Source organism: Flagellimonas pacifica (assembly GCF_900215465.1).
Taxonomy (GTDB): domain Bacteria; phylum Bacteroidota; class Bacteroidia; order Flavobacteriales; family Flavobacteriaceae; genus Flagellimonas; species Flagellimonas pacifica.
This window is the reverse complement of sequence record NZ_OBEH01000007.1, coordinates 159500-181238: the sequence shown is the minus strand read 5'-3', so window position 1 is coordinate 181238 and position 21739 is coordinate 159500. Positions and strand designations below refer to the sequence as shown.

Below are 21739 nucleotides of genomic sequence, written 5' to 3'. Positions count from 1 at the left end.
TACATTACTCAATATTTAAAGCCATTAATTTAGCCATTTAAACATTGGAGAATCAATATTCTAAAAGAAAAGAGACCTAGTTCAAGCTATTCAGTGTTTTTCGAATGGCCGTCAAATTGGTAAGTAACTTTTCCAATAAACTCAAATCAAGCATATTGGCTCCATCGCTTTTTGCATTTTTTGGGTCAAAATGGGTTTCCGTGGGTAGAATATTTTATTTTTTCTCTATTTTAATAATCGAGTTTTTCTCAATATTCACGGCAATTTGAAAAAACTTCTTTAAATAGGGATAAGATTCCGAATCAAAATGGGAATGATTAATATTTAAAAAGTATCGGGAAGTCACAAATTTACCTTGTGCAGCGCAAGAAAATTTTATTGAGCCGGTCCCATTTGGTAAAGTAATGATTTTTTTTTCTGGTAGTGATTGCACTTCATAGTCGTTCGGTATGGAGTATGTAATATTATATTCGTATTTCCTTGGATAACCAAAATCAACCGGGAAATAACGTACATCTTTTAAAAAAGGGTTCCGTTCAAAGAATCTCACAAGAAAGGGATTAAAATAAATAACATCATTTTTATTAATGCCCTCGGTAGTGAATTCATAAATTTCCGTTGTCAATTTTTCATTGCTCTTATCCGTTTGAAAGGTATAATCATCAATATAAAAATCAAGGGATGATTTTTCCTCTATTCCCTTTAGATAGTCTTCTTTTGAGTTGGAATTGATTTGGTTGTACTTTAAAATGGCATTGTAGCCTTGATTAGTTTCCCTCAATTTTCCTTTGATAGTGCCTTCTTGAAGATTAAAGGTAGCAGTGCCCATAATTCGAACCCTGTTTGTCTTTTCCGGTTCAATATAGAACCAGTAGCTTTCTTTATCAAAATCCATTACCCTGCCATAAAGATTTAGGCATCGATACGGAAGCATTCCAAAAGGATTGAGTTTGGAGGTTGCGTCCAAAAGATAATCCTTGCCATTGATATTGGTTTTGGCAACAACATAGTTAAAATCGGTGATTACCGGATATATCTTTTTTGGAAGTCCATTATCTCTTGTGGAGAGTAGCATAAGATCGGTATCTATTCCGCCAGCATTAAGTAAATTAATCAATGAAATATTAATCTCAGCTATATTTCCCAATTTGTTTTGATAGGCTTCTTTGACTCTTACATCCCTATAGATTCCATATTTTTCATTCCAAGTAAAGTGATTTTTGACAAAGTCATAGATTTTTTTTGCGCGTAGAAAAGAATCCTTTTCCATAAAAATTTCCGAAGGAACATTTTTCTCAAAAAAATCCTTCTTTCTGAGCTGTCTCCCTATATCACGATCTGATTTAAATTCACGGTCAACATCTTTCCAAGTTTTTGAAAACCTTTTTTTAGAGCCATCCAACCTCTGCATTTCAGAGAGTTCAAACTCAATACGGGAAGTATAATTTGATTCTGCAAGCATGAATTGTTCGTCTTTTTCTATAGCTGGGATATCTTTCATTGCATAGGTAATGACTTCACAGGCAGCAGCTTGGGAATAACCTGGTACATGAAAACAATTCTTTTCCACTTCAGCTTCTTCCAATGTAAGTTTTAAAGAACCATGTAGAGAGCGATTGTATACATAATTCCCGGGAATCTTGGCCTTGAATTCACTGAATATCTTTGGTATGTCTGATTGAAATGTCCATCCGTCAAGGTTGAATAGAAAAGGAGAAACTAGTTTGTATTTATATTCAATTATGGAACATTCTTTGACATTCGAAAATGTAAAACGCTTTTCTGACCACCGTTCGTTAACATCCACATCGTACATCTTTCCCTTTGGTATTACAGTTTTGACATGACCATTATGATTTATGGCGTCAATTTTTTGGATATATTCTTTTGACTTTTCATTTCGATAATAGGGAATGGAAATATTGGCTTTATCCATTCCTTTTTCATTTAGAATTTTGATGCGAACATGGTATTCTTTTACCAATTGAATCTTCTTTTGGATTACATCAAAATAATAGTTTCCCTTTTCAAAAAGAACAACGGCATTGGCTGTGGTATCTTTTTCGTAAGTTTTTAATTCAAAATCTGATTGTCTTATTCTTCCAAATTCAACCTGGGCCGTTGCATAGAAAGAACTCACAATCAGCCAAAGGCAGATATAATGTTTCATTCAAATGAATTTTGACGATTATAGTTGGGTAATAACCTTTCTGATGGCCGTCAAATTGGTAAGTAACTTTTCCAATAAACTCAAATCAAGCATATTGGCTCCATCGCTTTTTGCATTTTTTGGATCAAAATGGGTTTCCATAAAAAGCCCATCCACACCCGCCGCTATTCCAGCGCGTGCCATGGTTTCTATCAAGGCCGGTCTTCCACCAGTAACTCCAGAGGATTGATTGGGCTGTTGCAAGGAATGCGTCACATCCAAAACCACAGGGGCATATTGCTTCATGGTGGGAATCCCACGAAAATCAACAATCATATCTTGATAACCAAACATGGTACCGCGATCCGTGATCCAGGCCTGATCATTGCTGGATTCTTTTACTTTTTTTACCGCATGTTGCATACTTTCCGGACTCATAAATTGCCCTTTTTTCAGATTTACGACTTTGCCTGTTTTGGCAGCAGCCACTACCAAATCGGTCTGGCGAACCAAAAAAGCAGGTATTTGCAACACATCAACATATTCCGCGGCTTTTTCTGCATCAGAAACTTCATGAATATCGGTTACTGTTGGAACTTCAAAAGTTTCTGAAACCTTTCTTAGTATTTTTAGGGCTTTTTCATCTCCAATTCCAGTGAACGAATCAATCCTGCTCCGATTGGCCTTTTTAAAACTTCCTTTGAATACGAAAGGAATCTGAAGCTGAGTTGTAATGGAAACTATCCTTTCGGCTATTTTGAGTGCCATGTCCTCTCCTTCAATGGCACATGGTCCTGCCAATAGAAAGAAATTGTCACTGTTGAGATGTTTTATTTGAGGAATATAAGAAAGATCCATTTTGGTAAAAGTTTTTGCAAAGATACTCTATCTACCAAACTTTAAAATGGTGCAAATGAAGCGATGTTGGAATGATTTTTGGCTTGATAATTGTGAAAGCTGTCCATCTAAACCAAACATCAATATCTATGTCAAAAGTACTAATGATTTCCGCTTTTCTGATTTTATCACTTCAAAGTTCAATTGCACAAAATTCCTCAAATGTTGAAAAGCAACAATTTACCCTTAATTTTTTGCTTCCAGGGGCGATTTATGAACAAGGAATTTCGGCCAATTCAACTTTAACTGCAGAAGCAACTATGGGTTTTGCATTCCGTGGATGTACGGGTTGTGAGACTGCTTTTGGCGTTTATCCCATTGGAAGGTTACAATACCGCTACTACTATAATATGCAACGTAGGTTGGAAAAAGGAAAACATATTTCGGGAAATACGGGTAACTATATTGCGCCTATGATTGCAGCACAAAGTGGAAAAGCAATTATTGGGGATTTGGACTATGCATCTGACTTCTTTGCAGGTGCTGGAGTTGTATATGGGATACAGCGTACAGGGCATAAAGGACTAAGTTTTAGGTTTGAGGCAGGTCCCGCTTATTTTTTTGATGAATTTGATGATAATGTTGGGCTATTTCTTGCCCTAAAGTTGGGCTGGGTTTTACGTAAAAATCCATAATGTTAGAACTCTCTCAAAATCAGTAAGATAAAAATAACCTTTGATTGTGTTGACAAGTAGAAAATAGCAGTATCTTTGCGGCCTTAAAAAATAGGTTATGTCCAAAATTAAGAATATTGCCATCATTGCCCACGTTGATCACGGTAAGACTACTTTGGTTGATAAGATTATGTTTCACTGCCAATTGTTCCGCGACAATGAAAACAAGGGTGATCTTATTTTGGACAATAACGATTTGGAACGTGAACGTGGAATAACCATTGTTTCCAAAAATGTTTCTGTTGTTTATAAAGACACTAAAATAAATATTATTGATACCCCTGGTCACGCCGATTTTGGTGGCGAAGTGGAACGTGTTCTTAATATGGCCGATGGTGTTTTGTTGTTGGTGGATGCTTTTGAAGGACCAATGCCCCAGACCCGTTTTGTATTGCAAAAAGCTATTGACTTAGGATTGAAGCCTTGCGTGGTCATTAACAAAGTTGATAAAGAAAATTGTACCCCAGAAGAAGTGCATGAGAAAGTGTTCGATTTGATGTTCGAACTTGGGGCAGAAGAATGGCAACTTGATTTTCCAACCGTTTATGGATCTGCCAAACACAATTGGATGAGTGAGGATTGGCAAAACCAAACAGAAAATATAGAACCTTTGTTGGATATGGTCATTGATCATGTTCCTGAGTTCAAACCAGAAGAAGGCTCTACACAAATGCTGATTACTTCCTTGGATTTTTCGTCCTTTACCGGCCGTATTGCTATTGGTAGATTGCAACGTGGCACTTTAAGGGAAGGACAACAGATTTCTTTGGTGAAAAGAGATGGTTCAATTGTAAAGACCAGGGTTAAAGAGCTTTTTACCTTTGAAGGATTAGGACGCAAGAAAGTAGAAGAAGTAGAAGCAGGAGATATTTGTGCCATAGTTGGAGTAGAAGGTTTTGAAATTGGCGATACCGTTGCTGATTTTGAAAATCCAGAAAAATTAAAAACCATTGCCATTGATGAACCTACAATGAGCATGCTCTTTACCATCAACGATAGTCCATTTTTTGGCAAGGATGGAAAATTTGTTACCTCTAGGCACATCAAAGAGCGTTTGGAAAAAGAATTGGAGAAGAATTTGGCCCTTCGCGTTGAAGAAACAGATAGTGCCGATAAGTTTATGGTGTTCGGTCGGGGAGTTTTGCACCTTTCAGTATTGATTGAGACTATGCGCAGGGAAGGTTACGAGCTTCAGATTGGGCAGCCACAGGTTATTATCAAAGAAATTGAAGGTGTAAAATGTGAACCTGTTGAGCATTTGACCATCGATTTACCAGAAGAGGTTTCAGGAAAAGCTGTGGAAATGGTATCCATCCGAAAAGGAGAGATGACCAGTATGGAAGCCAAAGGTTCTAGAATGTTATGTGAATTTGTGATTCCATCCAGGGGAATTATCGGCTTGCGAAACCAATTATTGACGGCTACCGCCGGTGAGGCCATTATGGCGCATCGATTTTTGGAATACCAACCCTTAAAAGGAGACATTGCACAACGTATAAATGGTTCATTGGTTTCCATGGAGAATGGAACTGCAATTCCTTATTCTATTGACAAGCTGCAAGAAAGAGGAAAGTTTTTTATTGATCCAGGAGAAGATATTTATGAAGGACAGGTTATTGGTGAAAATTCACGCGGGGATGATATGACCATCAACGTGACCAAGACCAAAAAACTGTCCAATGTAAGATCTGCTGGTGCTGATGATAAGGCAAAAATTGTACCTGCCATCAAATTTTCATTGGAAGAAGCTTTGGAATACATCCAAAAGGATGAATACGTTGAGGTAACTCCAAATCATCTTCGTCTTCGTAAAATCTTCCTAAAGGAAGTGGATAGAAAACGAAACAAAATAGCTTAACGCTTCTGGGTCAAATGTCCGTGATGTTGTTCGCGTAAACAGGCCACGGCGGGGCCTATTATTCCTGCATTGTTCATTAATTCTGCTTTTACGACCTCTGTTTCAATGGTGATTAAATGACTGAATTCCTTCCATTTTTTTGAGGTGCCTCCACCAACAATGATGAGGTCGGGGGAGATGATTAGCTCAACGTACTTTAGAAATTTGTTAAAGCGTTTGCCCCATTTTTCATAAGAAAGATTCTCTCGTTCCTTAGCTGAAGCTGCTGCCCATTGTTCAATTTTATCGAATTTCTTATAGGGAATTTGACCAAGTTCAAAGTTGGGCAATAATATACCGTTGTAGAATGCACCGCTTCCTAATCCGGTGCCTATAGTAATCATAATGACTAATCCTGACTTTCCTTTTCCAATGCCGTAGTTCATGGAAGCGTAGCCAGCCGCATCGGCATCGTTCAATACAGTAAATTCATGACCAGTGGCAGCCGTAAAAAGTTCATCGATATTTACATTGACCCAACTAGGGTGAAGATTTCCTGCTGATTGGCAAACCCCATTTTTTACTATAGTGGGGAAACCGCAACCTACTGGTCCCTCATAATTAAAATGGTCAACAATCTGTTTCACCACTTCCGCCATATCATTGGGCTTTCTAGAATTTGGTGTGGGAATACGATGTCTCTTGGTCAACATCTCTCCGGTTTCGGCGTTTACCAAGGCACCTTTTATGCCTGACCCACCGATATCAATACCGAGAATTTCCATAAATGGATGGTTATTTATTTTGACAAATAAACGAAAAACTTTTGGTGGTCAAAAAATAGGCTGCACTACGATATCCAATAGTTTTCAACGAGTTTTGAGAGTAGGCTCTATAAAATAGTCTATGGAATTAAGGGTATGATCGGGGTCAATGGTATCCAGAACTTTGTCAATTGCCTTTCCAAAAGGGGTTAATGTGCCCAACTGCTTATTTTTCCCCAAGGCACTTGAAATGGTCTCGTCTCTATTTCCAAATTCATATCCATCCTTAGTAATCCACAATGCATTAAAAAGGTGACGCATAATTACATTTCCCAATTGATCTATGGAAACTGCAATTTTAAGGGCGAATTCCCCAATACCTTTAAAACCCTTAGTGAAAAGTTGATGAAAAAACCCGAAAACCAGACCTATTGGGCCGGTAAGTATCATTAAAACAATAGAAATAAGAAAGAGTAAAATGCCAATAATTGGGTTGGATTTCTTTTTCTTTCCGCAATCTTGTTTTTTGAGTATCATGGTTACATGGCTTTTTGTATGACTTCAAAGACTTTGCTGCCATCACATTTTAAGGTCTTGTGAGGATATTTCAATATTAGGGCATAGTCGTGTGTGGCCATAATGATTGTACGTCCATTTTGATTGATGTCCTGAAGCACTTTCATAACCTCTACGCTGGTTTGTGGGTCTAAATTTCCAGTGGGCTCATCAGCAAGAATTAATTCAGGGTCATTTAACAGGGCACGGGCAATGGCAATGCGCTGTTGCTCCCCTCCTGAAAGTTCATGTGGAAATTTAAAACCTTTGGTTTTCATGCCAACTTTATCCAATACTTCTTCAATCTTGCTGTCCATTTTGGAAGCATCCGTCCACCCTGTGGCTTTTAACACAAACTTGAGGTTGTTGTTCACATTTCTATCTGGAAGTAGCTTAAAATCTTGGAATACAATGCCCAATTTTCTTCGCAAAAAAGGAATGTCTTTTTCTTGAAGTTTTTTTAGATCAAAATCGACCACACTGCCAGTCCCTTGTTTTAGTGGGATATCCGCATACAAGGTTTTCATAAAACTACTTTTCCCACTTCCAGTTTTTCCAATCACATAGACAAACTCTCCTTTTTTTACTTCTAGGGTAATGTCCTTTAAAATGAGATTCTCATTTTGGAAAACAGCTACATCTTGTAATTTTAATATGGTTTCTGGCATATTTTTGTATTGAAAAACTAAAGGTACTAAGTTCTAAAATTATAGCAGGTTAAGCATTTGCAAATTCTGCTTCTTAACTTTTAAATATACTTTGGCCTAAATTTTGACGTTATGGTAACAGTCAATCGAGAACAGCGTAGAACACTATGAATCGAAGTAACCTCATTTTAACCCTAATTTGTTTAGGGTCGTTTTTTATTCTTTCCGCACAGAAAACTGAAATTTATTCCCACGAAAAAAAGGCGTATCAAGATGCCCTTGCTTTGTACAATAATCAGCAATACCAAGCAGCTCAGGCAATTTTTGATAAAATAAAAACCAACACCAAAGATTACGAAACGGAGGCCAACAGTGCTTACTACTCGGCAAATGCTGCCATACGGTTGAATCAGCGTGGTGCCGATAAATTGATGGAGGATTTTGTGGACAGATATCCCACTTCTACCAAACGGAATTCTGCTTTTTTGGATGTAGCTGATTATTATTTTGAAACTGGAAAATACCCGTATTCCCTTAAATGGTATAAAAAAGTGGATCAATCCGCTATGTCCAATAACGATAAAGAACGTTTCAACTTCAATAACGGCTATGCACTTTATGCTTCAAAAAGACCAAAACAGGCAGAACGCTATTTGAGTAAGGTGAGCAATTCTCCAAAATATGGGTCGCAGGCCAAATATTATTTAGGGTATATAGCTTATGAGCAGGATGATTATGATGAGGCCAGTGCCCGGTTTGACCAAATAACAGACCCTGAATTGCTCAATGAAAAATTATCTTATTATCAAGCCGACCTGAATTTTAAACTGGGCAATTTTGAAGAGGCCATTGCCATGGCAAAAAAGCAATTGCCAAAATCTGACCGCAAGGAAATTTCCGAACTGAACAAGATCATTGGGGAGAGTTACTTCAACCTAAAACAATACGATGAAGCCATACCTTATCTAAAAAAATATAGAGGTAGACGGGGAAAATTGAGCAATACGGATTATTATCTAACTGGATATAGCCATTACAAGCAGGGAGACTATGAAGGAGCCATTCAACAATTCAATAAAATAATTGGAGGAACCAACAGTGTTTCACAAAATGCATATTACCATTTGGCCGAATGCTATTTAAAACTGGACAAAAAACCGGAAGCGTTGAATGCGTTCAGAAATGCTTCCCAGATGGATTTTAGTGCAGAAATCCAAAAAGATGCTTTGTTGAACTATGCGCGTTTGAGCTACGAGATTGGAAATGCATACGAACCTGTTCCGCAAGTAATGGCAACTTACTTGGAAAAATACCCGAAGGATGAACACCAACAAGAGATTCAGGAGTTGTTGGTAGATTCCTATATTACTTCCAAGAATTTTGAGGGTGCCATGGAGCTTTTGGAGAAAAACAAGGGTTATGCCAGCAAGGAGACCTATCAAAAAGTGGCATTTTACAGAGGAGTGGAATTGTTTATTGACGGAGATTATGAACCAGCGTTGGAGCGATTTTCCAAATCTTTAAAAAGCGCAGGGAATAAAGATTTTGAAGCTCGGGCGTTGTACTGGAAAGCCGAATCAGCATATAGATTGAATAGATTTGATGAGGCGCTTACTGATTTTTCAGAATTTAAAAGGCTTCCTGCTTCCAATAAATTACCGGAGTATGCCAATTTAGACTACAATTTGGGGTATTGCCATTTTAAACTAAAGGAGTATGGCAACGCCATTTCCTATTTTAAAAATGTGACCAACTCTGGAACTGAGGAAAATGAACGATTGGCCGATAGCTATTTGCGATTGGGAGATAGCTATTTTGTGACAAGCAAATACAAATCTGCGCAATCCGCTTACAATGAATCTTCCAAAATGAATGGACCTGAACGCGATTATGCAGCGTTCCAAAAGGCATTATGTAGTGGGTTTTTGGGAAACAGTTCGGCAAAGATTGATGGATTGAACCAATTTCTTACACGATACCCTAAATCTTCACTTCGTGATGATGCATTCTTTGAACTTGGTAATTCCTACATAAAGGGAGGCAATGAAAATATGGGACTCCAAACCTATGATCGTTTGATTGAAGAATATGGAAGGAGCAAATTTGCTCCTCGGGCCATGTTAAGGCAAGGATTGGTGCATTACAATGCCAATAGGAATGATCAAGCGCTAACAAAACTAAAAGGTGTGGTCCAAAAATACCCTAACACCCAAGAAGCCAAACAGGCCGTGGCAACCGCCAAATTGGTATATGTTGATGAAGGAAGAGTAAGCGAGTATGCGGCTTGGGCCAGAAACTTGGATTTTGTTGAAGTTACCGATGCTGAATTAGATAACGCTAGTTTTGAAGCAGCCGATAGAAAACGGGCAGAAGGAAAATCAGAAGCAGCCATTAAGGGTTATGAGGATTATTTAAAGGAGTTTCCAAATGGGCTCCATGCATTGCAGGTCAATTTTAATTTGGCACAACTATACTTTTACAAAGGAAACAAAGAAGCTGCATTACCTAAATACAAAACGGTAGCGGATAGTGGTAGTGGCGAATATACAGAGCAGGCCCTTACCAGGGTATGTGAGGTTTATGTTGGAAAACAAGATTATCAGAGTGCCATTCCATATTTACAGCAATTGGAAAATACGGCGGAGATTTCTCAAAACAGGACTTTTGCTCAGTCCAACTTAATGAAAGGGTACTACGGGCAAGAAAATTATGCGCAGACCATTGCCTATGCCGAAAAAGTATTGAAAGCACCAAAAATTGATAACCGGATTAAAAGTGATGCACAAATTATGATTGCACGCTCTGCCATTGCAACCAATGATGAACGCTTGGCGGAAACTGCATACCAAGAGGTAAAGAAGATTGCCACAGGTGAATTAGCTGCGGAGGCCTGGTACTATGATGGTTATTTTAAGAACAAAAACCAGAATTTTGAAGCTTCCAATACATCGGTTCAAAAATTGGCTAAGGATTATTCCGCATATAAAGAATGGGGAGGAAAGGGATTGATAATAATGGCCAAGAATTTTTACGCACTGGGCGATGCTTTTCAGGCCACCTATATATTGGAGAGCGTGATTACCAATTTTGCAGAATACAATGATATAGTTGCTGAGGCCAAAGGAGAGTTATCCATTATAAAATCAAGGGAAGCGCAGAGCAATTCTTCAGTTGATCCTAACGGCAATTAAAAAACGAGACACATCATGCAAAAGAACATCCATATATTTTCAGTACTATTTTTGGGCCTTTGGGGAGCTGTTTCAGCTCAGGAAACCGATGATATTGGCACTGAAACGGTTACTGTTGTAAAACCGTATTCCCCCACCGTTTCAGATGCCTTTAAAGTGAAATCCGTTCCCAATCTTAACGATTCCATCGTGCTACAGAAAAAGGAAATCAACTACAGTATTTTTTCGGTACCGGTCGCATCTACCTTTACCCCTGCAAAAGGAAAGGCATCTCGAGTAAAAAAGACACCTCCTCCAACCTTGTATAATTCCTATGCATCAGTTGGTTTGGGAAATTTCAACAACGCATTAGTAGATTTATATACCAGCAGAGAATTTAATAGGGGAGAGGATTTGTTGGATTTTGGGTTGAGCCATCATTCCTCTCGGGGAGATATTGAAAGCACACCTCTTGAAACAGATTTTTACAATACCAAGTTTGATGCTTCCTACGCCAAAAAGGATAGGGATATGGATTGGGGGGCCAGTATTGGACTTCAACACCAATCATATAATTGGTACGGGATTGAAAACAATGCATTTGATGAGGTCACCGTTGCTTCAATTGATGAAAAGCAGAATTATTTTAATGTGCAGGGCAAGGCTCACTTAAATTTGGAAGATTCTTTCTTTAAGAAAGGAAATGTATTGGTGCGAAGGTTTTGGGATACTTCCGAATCCGGAGAGAACCGCGTTGTCATTAATCCGACCATTGAGTTACCTATCACCGAGGAGTTGGTGACCATAAATACAAAACTGGATTATGTAAACGGGAATTTTAAAAATGCATCATTGAACAGTACCACCAATACTGGTGAAATCAACTATAGCCAGTTTCAGGCCAGTTTAAATCCAAGTTTGCTTGTGCTTAGGGATGACCTTACCCTAAATTTAGGCGCTAATATTGTTTACGGAATGGATACCGAAAACGATGATATTGATTTTTATATTTATCCAGCGGTAACTGCATCCTATCGTTTGTTGGATGAATCTGTAATTGCCTATGGTGGAGTTGAGGGAGAGCTCAAGCAAAACTCCTATTATGATTTTGTTTCAGAAAACCCATACGTTTCTCCTACTTTGGATGTTAGGCCTACGGATAAACAATATGAGGGTTATATTGGACTGAAAGGACAGTTGTTATCCAATGTTGGCTACAATATTAAAGGATCTTACACTGCAGAAAATAGAAAGCCATTGTTCTTTTTAAATCCTCAGAATCTTTTTAGAACTGATGAAAAGGGGTATTTCTACGGAAATTCGTTCCAGGTGTTTTATGATGACGTAAAAACTCTAGGGATTTTTGGAGAGTTAAATGTTGACGTGAATCGGAATTTCACATTAGGAATCAATGCGGAGTTTTATGATTATGATACCGAAACGGATAATCCGGCATGGAACTTACCTTCTATAAAGGGATCATTGTTTATGGATTATCAAGTTAACAAACAGTGGTATTTTGGTGCCAACCTGTTTTATATTGGGGAGCGGGATGATTTAGTGTCTCAGGCTGTTCAGAATGTAGTGCCTTCAGAATTTCCAGCGACCATTGTTACTTTAGACGGATTTTTTGATGCCAATGCACACGTAGGATATCGCTTTAACGAACAGCTTTCGGTCTTTCTAAAAGCTTCCAATATTGCTAACAATGATTATCAAAGATGGGCCAACTTTAGAGTTCAAGGTTTTCAGGCATTAGCTGGAGTATCCTATAAGTTTGACTTCTAGTTTGTAGGTAAATACACAATAAATAACTAAGAAAATCGTTATGATTTGAATCCCATCCCATCTATTTAATATGGAATGGGTGCTCCATTTGAATTGGAAGTCATGCGATTACGATTCATCAACATACCGACCTACACCGTTTTACTCTTGACTTTACAGTCAGGGATAGCTCAAAATTTTGTCCGCAATGGCGGATTTGAAGATTTTGTGGAATGTCCTGTTAAAATGAGCAATCTAAATCGAGATACTGAATTTTGGAATGCTCCAACTTTGGGTACTACGGATTATTTTAATGAGTGCAGCAAGACTAAGTTGGGTATCCCAATGAATTTTAAGGGAAAACAGGAGGCATATGAAGGGAATGGTTACGCCGGATTATACCTTTTTGCTCCTAAAGATTATAGGGAATACATACAGGTAGAGTTATCCGAAACCCTGAAGAAAGGACATCGATACAGATTGAGTCTTTCTTTGAGTCTTTCTGAAAAATCAGATGGTGCCGTTATGGATATCGGTGCAGTTTTCTCCGAAAAGCCATTATCCATACATACCAAACGTCAGCTATCTAATGCCGTTTTATCATCAGAATCAATCAAAACTACCCATGCAAAGCAATTTTCTGCAACGGGTTTTTATGATGATAAGAAGGAATGGATGCAGGTGAGTTTGGATATAGTTGCAAAAGGATTTGAAAACAATCTTGTTCTTGGAAACTTCAAAAGCAATGGAGGAACCTTGTATTTAGATTTTAAAAACAATCCTGCCAAAACGGAGGGATACTCCTACTACTATTTGGACGACGTTTCCCTGATATACCTTGGACCTGACTATAAAACTAACCAGAGCTATGTGCTTAATCATGTTAATTTTGATTTTGACCGTTTTGAGTTGGAACCCAAGGCTAAGCAAAGCTTAAAAGATGTCTTCGAATACCTTCAAAAGAACCCCAACTTAAAAGTTTCAATTAGTGGACACACAGATGATTTGGGCTCAGAAGAGTACAACGAGGTGTTGTCTGACCAAAGGGCGAAAACCGTTGCTAGGTATTTAATACGCTTGGGATTAGAAAAAGGTCGTATTACTTCTACAGGTTACGGAGATAAGATTCCCTTAGATAGCACATTAACGGATAAAGCAAGACGGAAAAACCGAAGAGTGGAATTTGTTATGACCGAGTTTGTTGATGAATGACAACTAACCCCAAAAAAGGGATTAATTAAAAAACACTGACTAAAAGGCCTTCCGATTTTGGAAACAAGATTTCATTGTTCCACGAGTCCCAGTAAAACTTTTGATATAGGCCTGAACTGCCATCCAATAACTTATTGATATCTACATCATATTTTAATATGATGTTACCTGTATTGCCACCATTCAAAACAAAAAACGATTCAGGTTTATAACCTTTGGATTTGATATTAATTTTCCAATGAAAATCTTTTTCACTGATCAGTGTAAAGGATCCGTCGTAGTCCGTATAAGTGATACTGTCCGTTGCATTTATTTCAACCGAAGCTCTATAAACGGGAAATCCCAGTTCATCAACTATTTTACCACTAATCTTGTTTTGGCAAAGTCCAAAGTAGGGAACAAAAGATAAAACCAGCATATAGGTCACTATCCGCATTGAAATAAGATTTGGACTATAAGTAACGTATTTTATTGAAAGTTAGTATGATAAGAATAATGAAATTTCATGCCTCAAAAACCTAGAGTTAAACAATATGAACGAGAAAACCACGTTTGTATAGGCACTACGAGAACCCAAATCAACACAACTATGCTTTATAAGGTTACTCGTATTTTTTTATTCTTCAGTTTTTGTTTTTTAGTGAGGACCCCACTTTTTGGGCAAAATTTGATTCTAAACCCTGGCTTTGAAAATTATAAATCCTGTCCGTTGAACATCACCAGTTTTGATGCTCTTCTTGAGGATGTTTCATTGCCATCCTCAAGTTCAGGAGACTATTTCAATGAATGTGGGTCAAATGATTTTAGTGTACCTGCCAATTTTAAAGGTTCACAAGAAGCAATTGATGGCACAGGTTATGCAGGGCTTTACTTCTATGCATTGAACGACTATCGTGAATATGTGCAACTAAATACCAGCAAAACGCTCAGAGAAAAGCATCCCTACAAAATATCATTGCAATTAAGTCTTGCCGAGACTTCTAGTCTTGCCTTAAAGGATATGTCAATTATACTGATCAATAAAAAAGTAAAATTTCCCAATGGTTCTGCTTTGACCAGTTCCCGTCTGGATTTACAAGAGGGCGTGTTGTTTCATGAAGTAAGACTGAAACCGAACAAATCGTTGGCAAGTACGGACGATTGGGTTACATTGACAGCTGAATTTGAAGCTAAAGGTTTTGAAAATCATATCATTGTGGGGAATTTTAAAAACAATACAAATACAGTATTGTTGCAGCAAGAAAGCCCCATAGTATCAAGTGACTACTCGTATTATTATGTTGATAATTTAGTATTGGAAGAATTACCAAGGGTAAATTACGAAAAAGACAAGATATATGTTTTGGAACGCAACCCATTTGAGCCCAAAGGGTACGAATTGGATAATGAGGCAATAGCAAGCGTCAAAAAGATATTCAAATACCTCAAAGAAAATACAGAGGTACAGATGAAGATTACCGGTCATTCGGATAATGTTGGACAGCCCGGGTACAACAAGTTTATATCTTCATTAAGAGCTAGGGCAGTTGCTATTTATCTCAAAAAACTCGGTGTTGATGATGATCGTATTGTATGGGAAGGTGTTGGGGACACAAGGCCACTAGGAAACGGAAGAATCAAAGAAGATCATCTTTCCAATCGTAGGGTTGAGTTTGTGATGACGGATTTTAATGATAATTAGCACAACTCCATAGCGTTACATTTTCTATTTTTGAGGAAATCCTCAAAACATGAAAAAAATTCTTTTCAGCTTTTCCATTCTTCTCCTTTTTGCCGCCTGCAATTCTAAAGAAGAAGTGGATTTAATTGTACTCAATGCAAATATCTATACGGTTGATGCTGAATTTTCCATAGCCAATGGTATAGCAATCAAAGATGGAAAGTTTGCGGCGGTGGGAGACAAAGAACAGCTACTGCAAAATTACCATGCGAAAAAAGAACTGGATGTTCAAGGAAAAACCATTGTTCCGGGATTGATTGATGCCCATTGCCATTTTTATGGATTGGGGCTGAATCAACTAGTTGTGGACTTGGTAGGAACGACCAGTTTTGAGGAAATACTGGAAAAAGTGGTCGCATTCCAAAAAAGTAACCCTTCCAACTTTGTGAGAGGAAGGGGATGGGACCAAAATGACTGGGAGGTCAAGGAATTCCCGACAAAGGAAAAATTGGATGAACTCTTTCCAGATATCCCTGTTGCTTTACGACGTGTAGATGGACATGCCTATTTGGTCAACCAAAAAGCTTTGGATTTAGCTGGAATAACTATGGAAACGGAAGTTGAAGGAGGGGCTATAGTAAAGAAAGATGGAAAACTGACTGGAGTTTTAGTGGACAATCCCATGGGGATGATAAACGCGATAATACCCAAACCTAGCAGAAAAATGCAAGTTCAAGCTCTTAGAGATGCTGAAAAACTGTGCTTGGATTACGGACTAACCACCGTAAACGATGCAGGACTGAACAAAAGCACCATCGAACTTATAGATAGCCTTCAAAAAGCAGATGATCTATCCATTAGAGTATATGCCATGATCAGCAACAATCCGGATAACCTGGATTACTATTTGGATAAAGGAATTATCAAAACGGATGGGCTTCATGTGCGTTCTGTAAAAGTTTACGGTGATGGAGCTTTGGGTTCTAGGGGAGCGGCTCTGAAAAAACCATATTCGGATCAAGATGGGCATTTTGGAGCTATGGTAACCCCAGTGGATCAAATTGAAGGTTTGGCAGAGCGTATTGCAGCTTCGGAATACCAAATGAATACCCATGCCATTGGAGATTCCGCTAATGTTGTGGTGCTAAGGGCCTATCAAAAAGCACTTGAAGGAAAACAAGATAGACGTTGGAAAGTGGAACATGCGCAAGTAGTTTCTGAGCAAGATTTTGATTACTTTGAGAACGGAATTATTCCCTCCATTCAACCCACCCATGCCACTAGTGATATGTATTGGGCCGAAGACCGCTTAGGTCCCGAACGTGTAAAAGGAGCCTACGCGTATAAAAAACTATTGGATAAAGCAGGATTGATTGCTTTAGGAACTGATTTTCCTGTAGAACGTGTGAGTCCGTTTTTAACATTTTATGCAGCGGTAGCTCGACAAGATTTGGAAAAGTACCCAGAAGAAGGCTTTCAAATGAAAGATGCGCTGTCACGCGAAGAGACTTTAAGGGGAATGACCATTTGGGCGGCATATTCCAATTTTGAAGAGAGTGAAAAAGGAAGCATTGAAGTAGGCAAATTGGCAGACTTTGTGGTCTTGAGCAATGATATTATGGATATGCCAGTGGATGACATACCCAACCTGAAAGCTGAACAGGTTTTTATCAGTGGAAAACAGATGAAATAAAAAAGCGGGCCATCTGGCCCGCTTTTTCAACTTTAAAATTGTTGTTTTATTGGCTTATGGCTAAAGAAGCACGTGTGGTTCCCCACCCCATGACCAAATCGCCATCGTCAGTAAAAGCAATTGAGAATGCCTCCAAAGACTCCCCATCGGTACTGGCTTTGGCCGTAACTCTTACCACATCGGCAGCACTGTCATAAGAATATGCTCCCCATTGGTTCAAATTACTGTTCAATATTACCGTCCATTCGTCATCACCTGGAATGGTGAACAAAGAATAGGTTCCCGCTTTTACGGATTTTCCACCTACGGTGGCATCCTTGTAAAAAGTGATTTCTGCGGCTTCATTGGCTCCGGTTCTCCAAACCTTACCGGCAGGAGCAAGTTCAGAAAGGCTTCGTCCCTTTAACTGGGGTCTACTATAAATCACCCGAACCGCTTTATCAGAAACTCTGTAGCTAGTAGGGTAAGAAGCAATATCAGCAGGGCTTTTGTCCAATCCGCTAAACTTTTGAGCGGTTGCTTCAGTAGAAAAAACCAAGGCTAAGGTTAAAAAAGTAAGTAAGAATACATTTTTCATGATTATGATTTTAGTTGTCTTCAAAACTAGGATGTAATTAAATGATGTTTTTATAAAGAGACGTTAAAATTTAACAGACCTTTCAAAGTGTTCGATAAACTGCTGTTTTCGATATTAATCATATCACTTTATTCATATTTTGACCAATAAAGTTTCATATTGTAGTTTAATATGATAAAACTATTTATTAATTGAAATATTAAAATAATATTTGCAGTATAAATTGTTATAAAGATAAAGATATGTGCGGAATAGTATGTGCATTTGATATAAAGGAAAGTGCGGAAAAATTAAGACCTCAACTTTTGGAGATGTCCAAAAAAGTAAGGCATAGAGGTCCAGATTGGAGCGGGATATATTCAGATGAAAAAGCCATTTTGGCTCATGAGCGATTAGCTATTGTTGACCCGGCTTCTGGGAAACAACCTTTACTCAGCGAGGATGGTAAATTGATATTGGCCGCCAATGGTGAAATTTACAACCATAGAGAGCTTAGAAAGCAATTTGAGGGTAAATATGAATTTAAGACACAATCCGATTGTGAAGTTATTTTGGCACTATACCAAGAAAAAGGAGTTGATTTTGTTGACGACTTGAACGGTATTTTTGGTTTTGCCATTTATGATAGTGAAAAGGATGAGTATTTTATTGCAAGAGATCATATGGGAATTATTCCATTATATATAGGATGGGATAAAAACGGAACCTTTTATGTGGCTTCTGAACTTAAAGCTTTGGAAGGAACATGCTCAAAAATAGAATTGTTTCCTCCGGGACACTATTTACATAGTTCTGATGGAGAATTCAAAAAATGGTACAAAAGGGATTGGATGGATTATGAGGCAGTTAAAGAGAACGAGACCAGTATCCAAGAAATAAAAGATGCCTTGGAGGCTGCGGTGCACCGCCAATTGATGTCTGATGTGCCCTATGGAGTACTGCTATCTGGGGGATTGGATTCTTCGGTAACTTCGGCCGTAGCCAAGAAATATTCCCAAATGCGAATTGAATCTGGGGACACCAAAGAAGCTTGGTGGCCACAATTGCATTCATTTTCGGTTGGACTTGAAGGCTCGCCCGATTTGGCTGCCGCTCAAAAAGTGGCCGATCATATCGGTACCATTCACCATGAGATAAAATTTACCATCCAAGAGGGACTTGATGCCATCAAAGATGTCATTTACAACTTGGAAACCTATGATATTACCACCATTAGGGCTTCCACACCCATGTATTTAATGGCTAGGGTTATCAAATCAATGGGGATAAAGATGGTGCTCTCTGGCGAAGGAGCCGATGAGTTGTTCGGAGGATACCTTTACTTCCATAAAGCCCCAAGTCCAAAAGATTTTCATGAAGAAACCGTAAGAAAACTGGACAAATTACACATGTATGATTGTCTTAGGGCGAATAAATCATTGGCCGCCTGGGGAATTGAAGGCCGTGTTCCGTTTTTGGATAAAGAATTTATGGATGTCGCTATGCGAATCAACCCAAAAGATAAAATGATCAACGGGGAACGCATGGAAAAATGGGTGGTGCGTAAGGCATTTGAAGATTATTTGCCAGAGAGTGTGGCCTGGAGGCAAAAAGAGCAGTTCTCAGATGGAGTTGGTTATAGTTGGATAGATACCTTAAAACAAATCGTGGAAGAAGAAGTTAGTGATAAGCAATTGGCCAATGCCCATTTCAAATTCCCTATTCAAACACCGACCACCAAAGAAGAATATTACTATCGTTCCATTTTTGAAGGACATTTTCCTTCAGATGCGGCTGCTTTATGTGTTCCACAAGAACCTTCGGTTGCCTGTAGTACCAAAATTGCACTGGAATGGGATGAAGCGTTTAAAAATATGAATGACCCTTCGGGTAGGGCCGTGGCCAATGTCCATGAGGATGCCTATACAAAGTAATTAACCGTAAATAAAACGTGAAGTAGGAAGATGTAGTTTTGTTTTATTTGAATTAGTCAGAAAAGCCCCTTAACCAAGGGGCTTTTTGATTTTTATAAACCCTGGTTGAGCACAAAAAACAGTCATATTTTTCCACATTTGTTTGTTGATAACTTAGACGCTCTAAAGTGCTTCAATAACCTAATTTCACTGGGTATTCTTTATATTTGTAAGATTTGAAATTTTCAAGGTAACTAAAGAAAATATATGAGCGAAGAGGCTAAAAAAAATCAATATTCGGCGGATAGCATCCAAGCCCTTGAGGGCATGGAGCACGTACGTATGAGACCTTCCATGTATATTGGAGATGTTGGAGTAAGGGGATTGCACCATTTGGTATATGAAGTAGTGGACAATTCCATAGATGAAGCCATGGGCGGTCACTGTGACACCATTGATGTTATTATAAACGAAGACAACTCCATAACCACAAAAGATAATGGTAGGGGTATTCCAGTAGGCCTTCACAAAAAAGAAGGAGTTTCTGCTTTGGAAGTTGTAATGACCAAGATTGGAGCGGGAGGTAAGTTTGATAAAGATTCCTATAAAGTTTCAGGTGGTCTGCATGGTGTTGGGGTTTCTTGTGTAAATGCATTGTCAAGCCATTTAAAAGCAACGGTTCACCGAGAAGGTAAAATTTGGGAACAAGAATACGAGAGAGGTAAATCATTATATCCTGTTAAAAGTACTGGTGAGAGCAAGGAAACGGGAACGGTAGTGACTTTTATGCCCGATGAAACCATTTTTACCCAAACCATTGAGTATAGTTATGAGACTTTGTCAAATAGAATGCGTGAACTCTCCTATCTGAATAAAGGAATTACCATAACCCTCACTGATAAACGAAATAAAGATGAAAAGGGGGAGTATATCACAGAAACTTTTCATTCTAAAGAAGGATTAAAGGAATTTATTAAGTTCTTGGATGGAACTCGTGAGCCATTGATCCAAAGTGTGATTTCTATGGAAGGCGAGAAAAATGGAATTCCTGTAGAAGTTGCCATGATCTATAACAATGGATACACAGAAAACCTCCATTCTTATGTAAATAACATTAATACCCACGAAGGAGGCACACATTTATCCGGTTTTAGAAGAGGATTGACCTCTACATTGAAGAAATATGCAGATGGTTCGGGAATGTTGGACAAACTAAAGTTTGAAATTTCTGGAGATGATTTTCGTGAAGGACTTACTGCCATTGTTTCTGTTAAAGTTGCAGAACCACAATTTGAAGGACAGACCAAGACCAAATTGGGTAACCGAGAGGTAACCAGTGCGGTGAGTCAGGCAGTTTCTGAAATGTTGGCCAATTATTTGGAAGAGCATCCGGAAGATGCCAAGCAAATAGTTGAAAAAGTAAAGCTAGCGGCCCAAGCCAGACATGCAGCTGCCAAGGCCCGTGAAATGGTTCAGCGTAAGAATCCAATGAGTGTTGGCGGATTACCTGGGAAATTGTCCGATTGCTCAGAACAAGATCCAACAAAATGTGAAGTGTTCTTGGTGGAAGGGGATTCTGCAGGTGGAACTGCAAAACAAGGTCGTGATAGAAATTTTCAGGCTATTTTACCACTTCGTGGAAAGATTTTGAATGTGGAGAAAGCCATGCAGCACAAGGTTTTTGAAAACGAAGAAATCAAAAATATCTATACTGCCCTTGGTGTTACCATTGGTACCGAGGAAGATAGTAAAGCTTTGAACCTTGAAAAATTGCGTTACCATAAAGTTGTCATCATGTGTGATGCTGATGTGGATGGTAGCCACATTGAAACCTTGATTCTTACTTTCTTTTTCCGATACATGCGAGAACTTATTGAAGGAGGACATGTTTATATTGCCACTCCACCATTGTACTTGGTTAAAAAAGGGACCAAGCGCAGGTATGCATGGGATGATAAGGAACGGGATGAGATAGTGGAATCCATGAACGGAGGAGCTGGAATCCAGCGATATAAAGGTCTTGGTGAAATGAACGCAGAACAATTATGGGACACAACAATGAACCCTGAGTTTAGAACACTACGCCAAGTAAGTATAGATAATGCAACAGAATCTGATCGTATTTTCTCTATGCTAATGGGAGATGAAGTGCCACCAAGAAGAGAATTCATTGAGAAAAATGCCGTTTACGCCAATATTGATGCTTAACGGATTAGAAACATGAACAAAAAAATCCCAAGTTTTC

General features: G+C 38.5%; 16 protein-coding genes and 1 pseudogene. 9 read left to right on the top strand and 8 right to left on the bottom strand.

The window, feature by feature from the left end; translation table 11 throughout:
* Positions 1 to 76: 76 nt before the first annotated feature.
* The 3 genes and pseudogenes from CRO15_RS19990 to kdsA form a co-directional block, all read right to left on the bottom strand.
* Positions 77 to 199, bottom strand: a pseudogene (locus CRO15_RS19990) (3-deoxy-8-phosphooctulonate synthase); the annotation flags it as partial.
* A gap of 15 nt (positions 200 to 214) precedes the next feature.
* Positions 215 to 2170, bottom strand: coding sequence for a transglutaminase family protein (locus CRO15_RS18265; RefSeq protein ID WP_097047297.1), 1956 nt, complete (start codon positions 2168 to 2170; stop codon positions 215 to 217).
* Between the two features lie 18 nt (positions 2171 to 2188).
* Entirely contained in the window at positions 2189 to 3007 is an 819-nt protein-coding gene (gene kdsA / locus CRO15_RS18260; protein ID WP_097047296.1) for a 3-deoxy-8-phosphooctulonate synthase, read from the bottom strand.
* Between the two features lie 128 nt (positions 3008 to 3135).
* On the opposite strand from kdsA, the gene CRO15_RS18255 reads away from it, so the two are divergent.
* Both CRO15_RS18255 and typA read left to right on the top strand, forming a co-directional pair.
* Positions 3136 to 3681 carry a hypothetical protein gene (locus tag CRO15_RS18255; protein ID WP_243397018.1) on the top strand — a complete coding sequence of 182 codons (546 nt, stop codon included), beginning with the start codon at positions 3136 to 3138 and terminating at the stop codon, positions 3679 to 3681.
* Positions 3682 to 3778: 97 nt separating this feature from the next.
* A complete protein-coding gene (gene typA, locus CRO15_RS18250) occupies positions 3779 to 5578 on the top strand; it encodes a translational GTPase TypA (protein WP_097047295.1) in 1800 nt (599 codons plus the stop codon).
* Here the strand turns inward: typA and ppgK are convergent.
* The 3 genes from ppgK to CRO15_RS18235 all read right to left on the bottom strand — a co-directional run bounded on the left by ppgK (position 5575) and on the right by CRO15_RS18235 (position 7544).
* A complete protein-coding gene (ppgK, locus tag CRO15_RS18245; protein WP_097047294.1) occupies positions 5575 to 6342 on the bottom strand; it encodes a polyphosphate--glucose phosphotransferase in 768 nt (255 codons plus the stop codon). The two genes, typA and ppgK, sit on opposite strands and share 4 nt — an antisense overlap.
* An 84-nt stretch (positions 6343 to 6426) precedes the next feature.
* Entirely contained in the window at positions 6427 to 6858 is a 432-nt protein-coding gene (locus tag CRO15_RS18240; protein ID WP_097047293.1) for a hypothetical protein, read from the bottom strand.
* Positions 6859 to 6860: 2 nt separating this feature from the next.
* On the bottom strand, positions 6861 to 7544 hold the full coding sequence (locus tag CRO15_RS18235) for a cell division ATP-binding protein FtsE (RefSeq protein ID WP_097047292.1): 684 nt from the start codon (positions 7542 to 7544) through the stop codon (positions 6861 to 6863).
* 146 nt (positions 7545 to 7690) lie between these two features.
* Here CRO15_RS18235 and CRO15_RS18230 point away from each other — a divergent pair, with 146 nt between their 5' ends.
* From CRO15_RS18230 to CRO15_RS18220, 3 genes are all read left to right on the top strand, one after another.
* Positions 7691 to 10714 (top strand): tetratricopeptide repeat protein, encoded by a 3024-nt coding sequence (locus CRO15_RS18230; protein WP_097047291.1) that lies wholly within the window; start codon positions 7691 to 7693, stop codon positions 10712 to 10714.
* A gap of 15 nt (positions 10715 to 10729) precedes the next feature.
* Positions 10730 to 12481 carry a TonB-dependent receptor gene (locus tag CRO15_RS18225; protein ID WP_097047290.1) on the top strand — a complete coding sequence of 584 codons (1752 nt, stop codon included), beginning with the start codon at positions 10730 to 10732 and terminating at the stop codon, positions 12479 to 12481.
* Between the two features lie 75 nt (positions 12482 to 12556).
* Positions 12557 to 13672, top strand: a complete 1116-nt coding sequence (locus CRO15_RS18220; RefSeq protein WP_097047289.1) for an OmpA family protein — start codon at positions 12557 to 12559, stop codon at positions 13670 to 13672.
* Positions 13673 to 13697: 25 nt separating this feature from the next.
* Here the strand turns inward: CRO15_RS18220 and CRO15_RS18215 are convergent, their stop codons facing one another.
* Positions 13698 to 14108, bottom strand: a complete 411-nt coding sequence (locus CRO15_RS18215; RefSeq protein WP_133067290.1) for a carboxypeptidase-like regulatory domain-containing protein — start codon at positions 14106 to 14108, stop codon at positions 13698 to 13700.
* A 231-nt stretch (positions 14109 to 14339) separates the two neighbouring features.
* On the opposite strand from CRO15_RS18215, the gene CRO15_RS18210 reads away from it, so the two are divergent.
* Positions 14340 to 15353 carry an OmpA family protein gene (locus tag CRO15_RS18210; protein ID WP_165770002.1) on the top strand — a complete coding sequence of 338 codons (1014 nt, stop codon included), beginning with the start codon at positions 14340 to 14342 and terminating at the stop codon, positions 15351 to 15353.
* Between the two features lie 49 nt (positions 15354 to 15402).
* Positions 15403 to 17025: an amidohydrolase gene (locus CRO15_RS18205; protein WP_097047286.1), complete on the top strand. Its 1623-nt coding sequence runs from the start codon at positions 15403 to 15405 to the stop codon at positions 17023 to 17025.
* A 46-nt stretch (positions 17026 to 17071) separates the two neighbouring features.
* Here CRO15_RS18205 and CRO15_RS18200 read toward each other — a convergent pair whose 3' ends face one another.
* Positions 17072 to 17602, bottom strand: a complete 531-nt coding sequence (locus CRO15_RS18200; RefSeq protein ID WP_097047285.1) for a DUF2911 domain-containing protein — start codon at positions 17600 to 17602, stop codon at positions 17072 to 17074.
* A 242-nt stretch (positions 17603 to 17844) separates the two neighbouring features.
* Between CRO15_RS18200 and asnB the strand changes: the two genes are divergently transcribed.
* Both asnB and gyrB read left to right on the top strand, forming a co-directional pair.
* A complete protein-coding gene (gene asnB / locus CRO15_RS18195; protein WP_097047284.1) occupies positions 17845 to 19515 on the top strand; it encodes an asparagine synthase B in 1671 nt (556 codons plus the stop codon).
* A gap of 246 nt (positions 19516 to 19761) precedes the next feature.
* Positions 19762 to 21702: a DNA topoisomerase (ATP-hydrolyzing) subunit B gene (gene gyrB / locus CRO15_RS18190; protein WP_097047283.1), complete on the top strand. Its 1941-nt coding sequence runs from the start codon at positions 19762 to 19764 to the stop codon at positions 21700 to 21702.
* Positions 21703 to 21739: the final 37 nt, after the last annotated feature.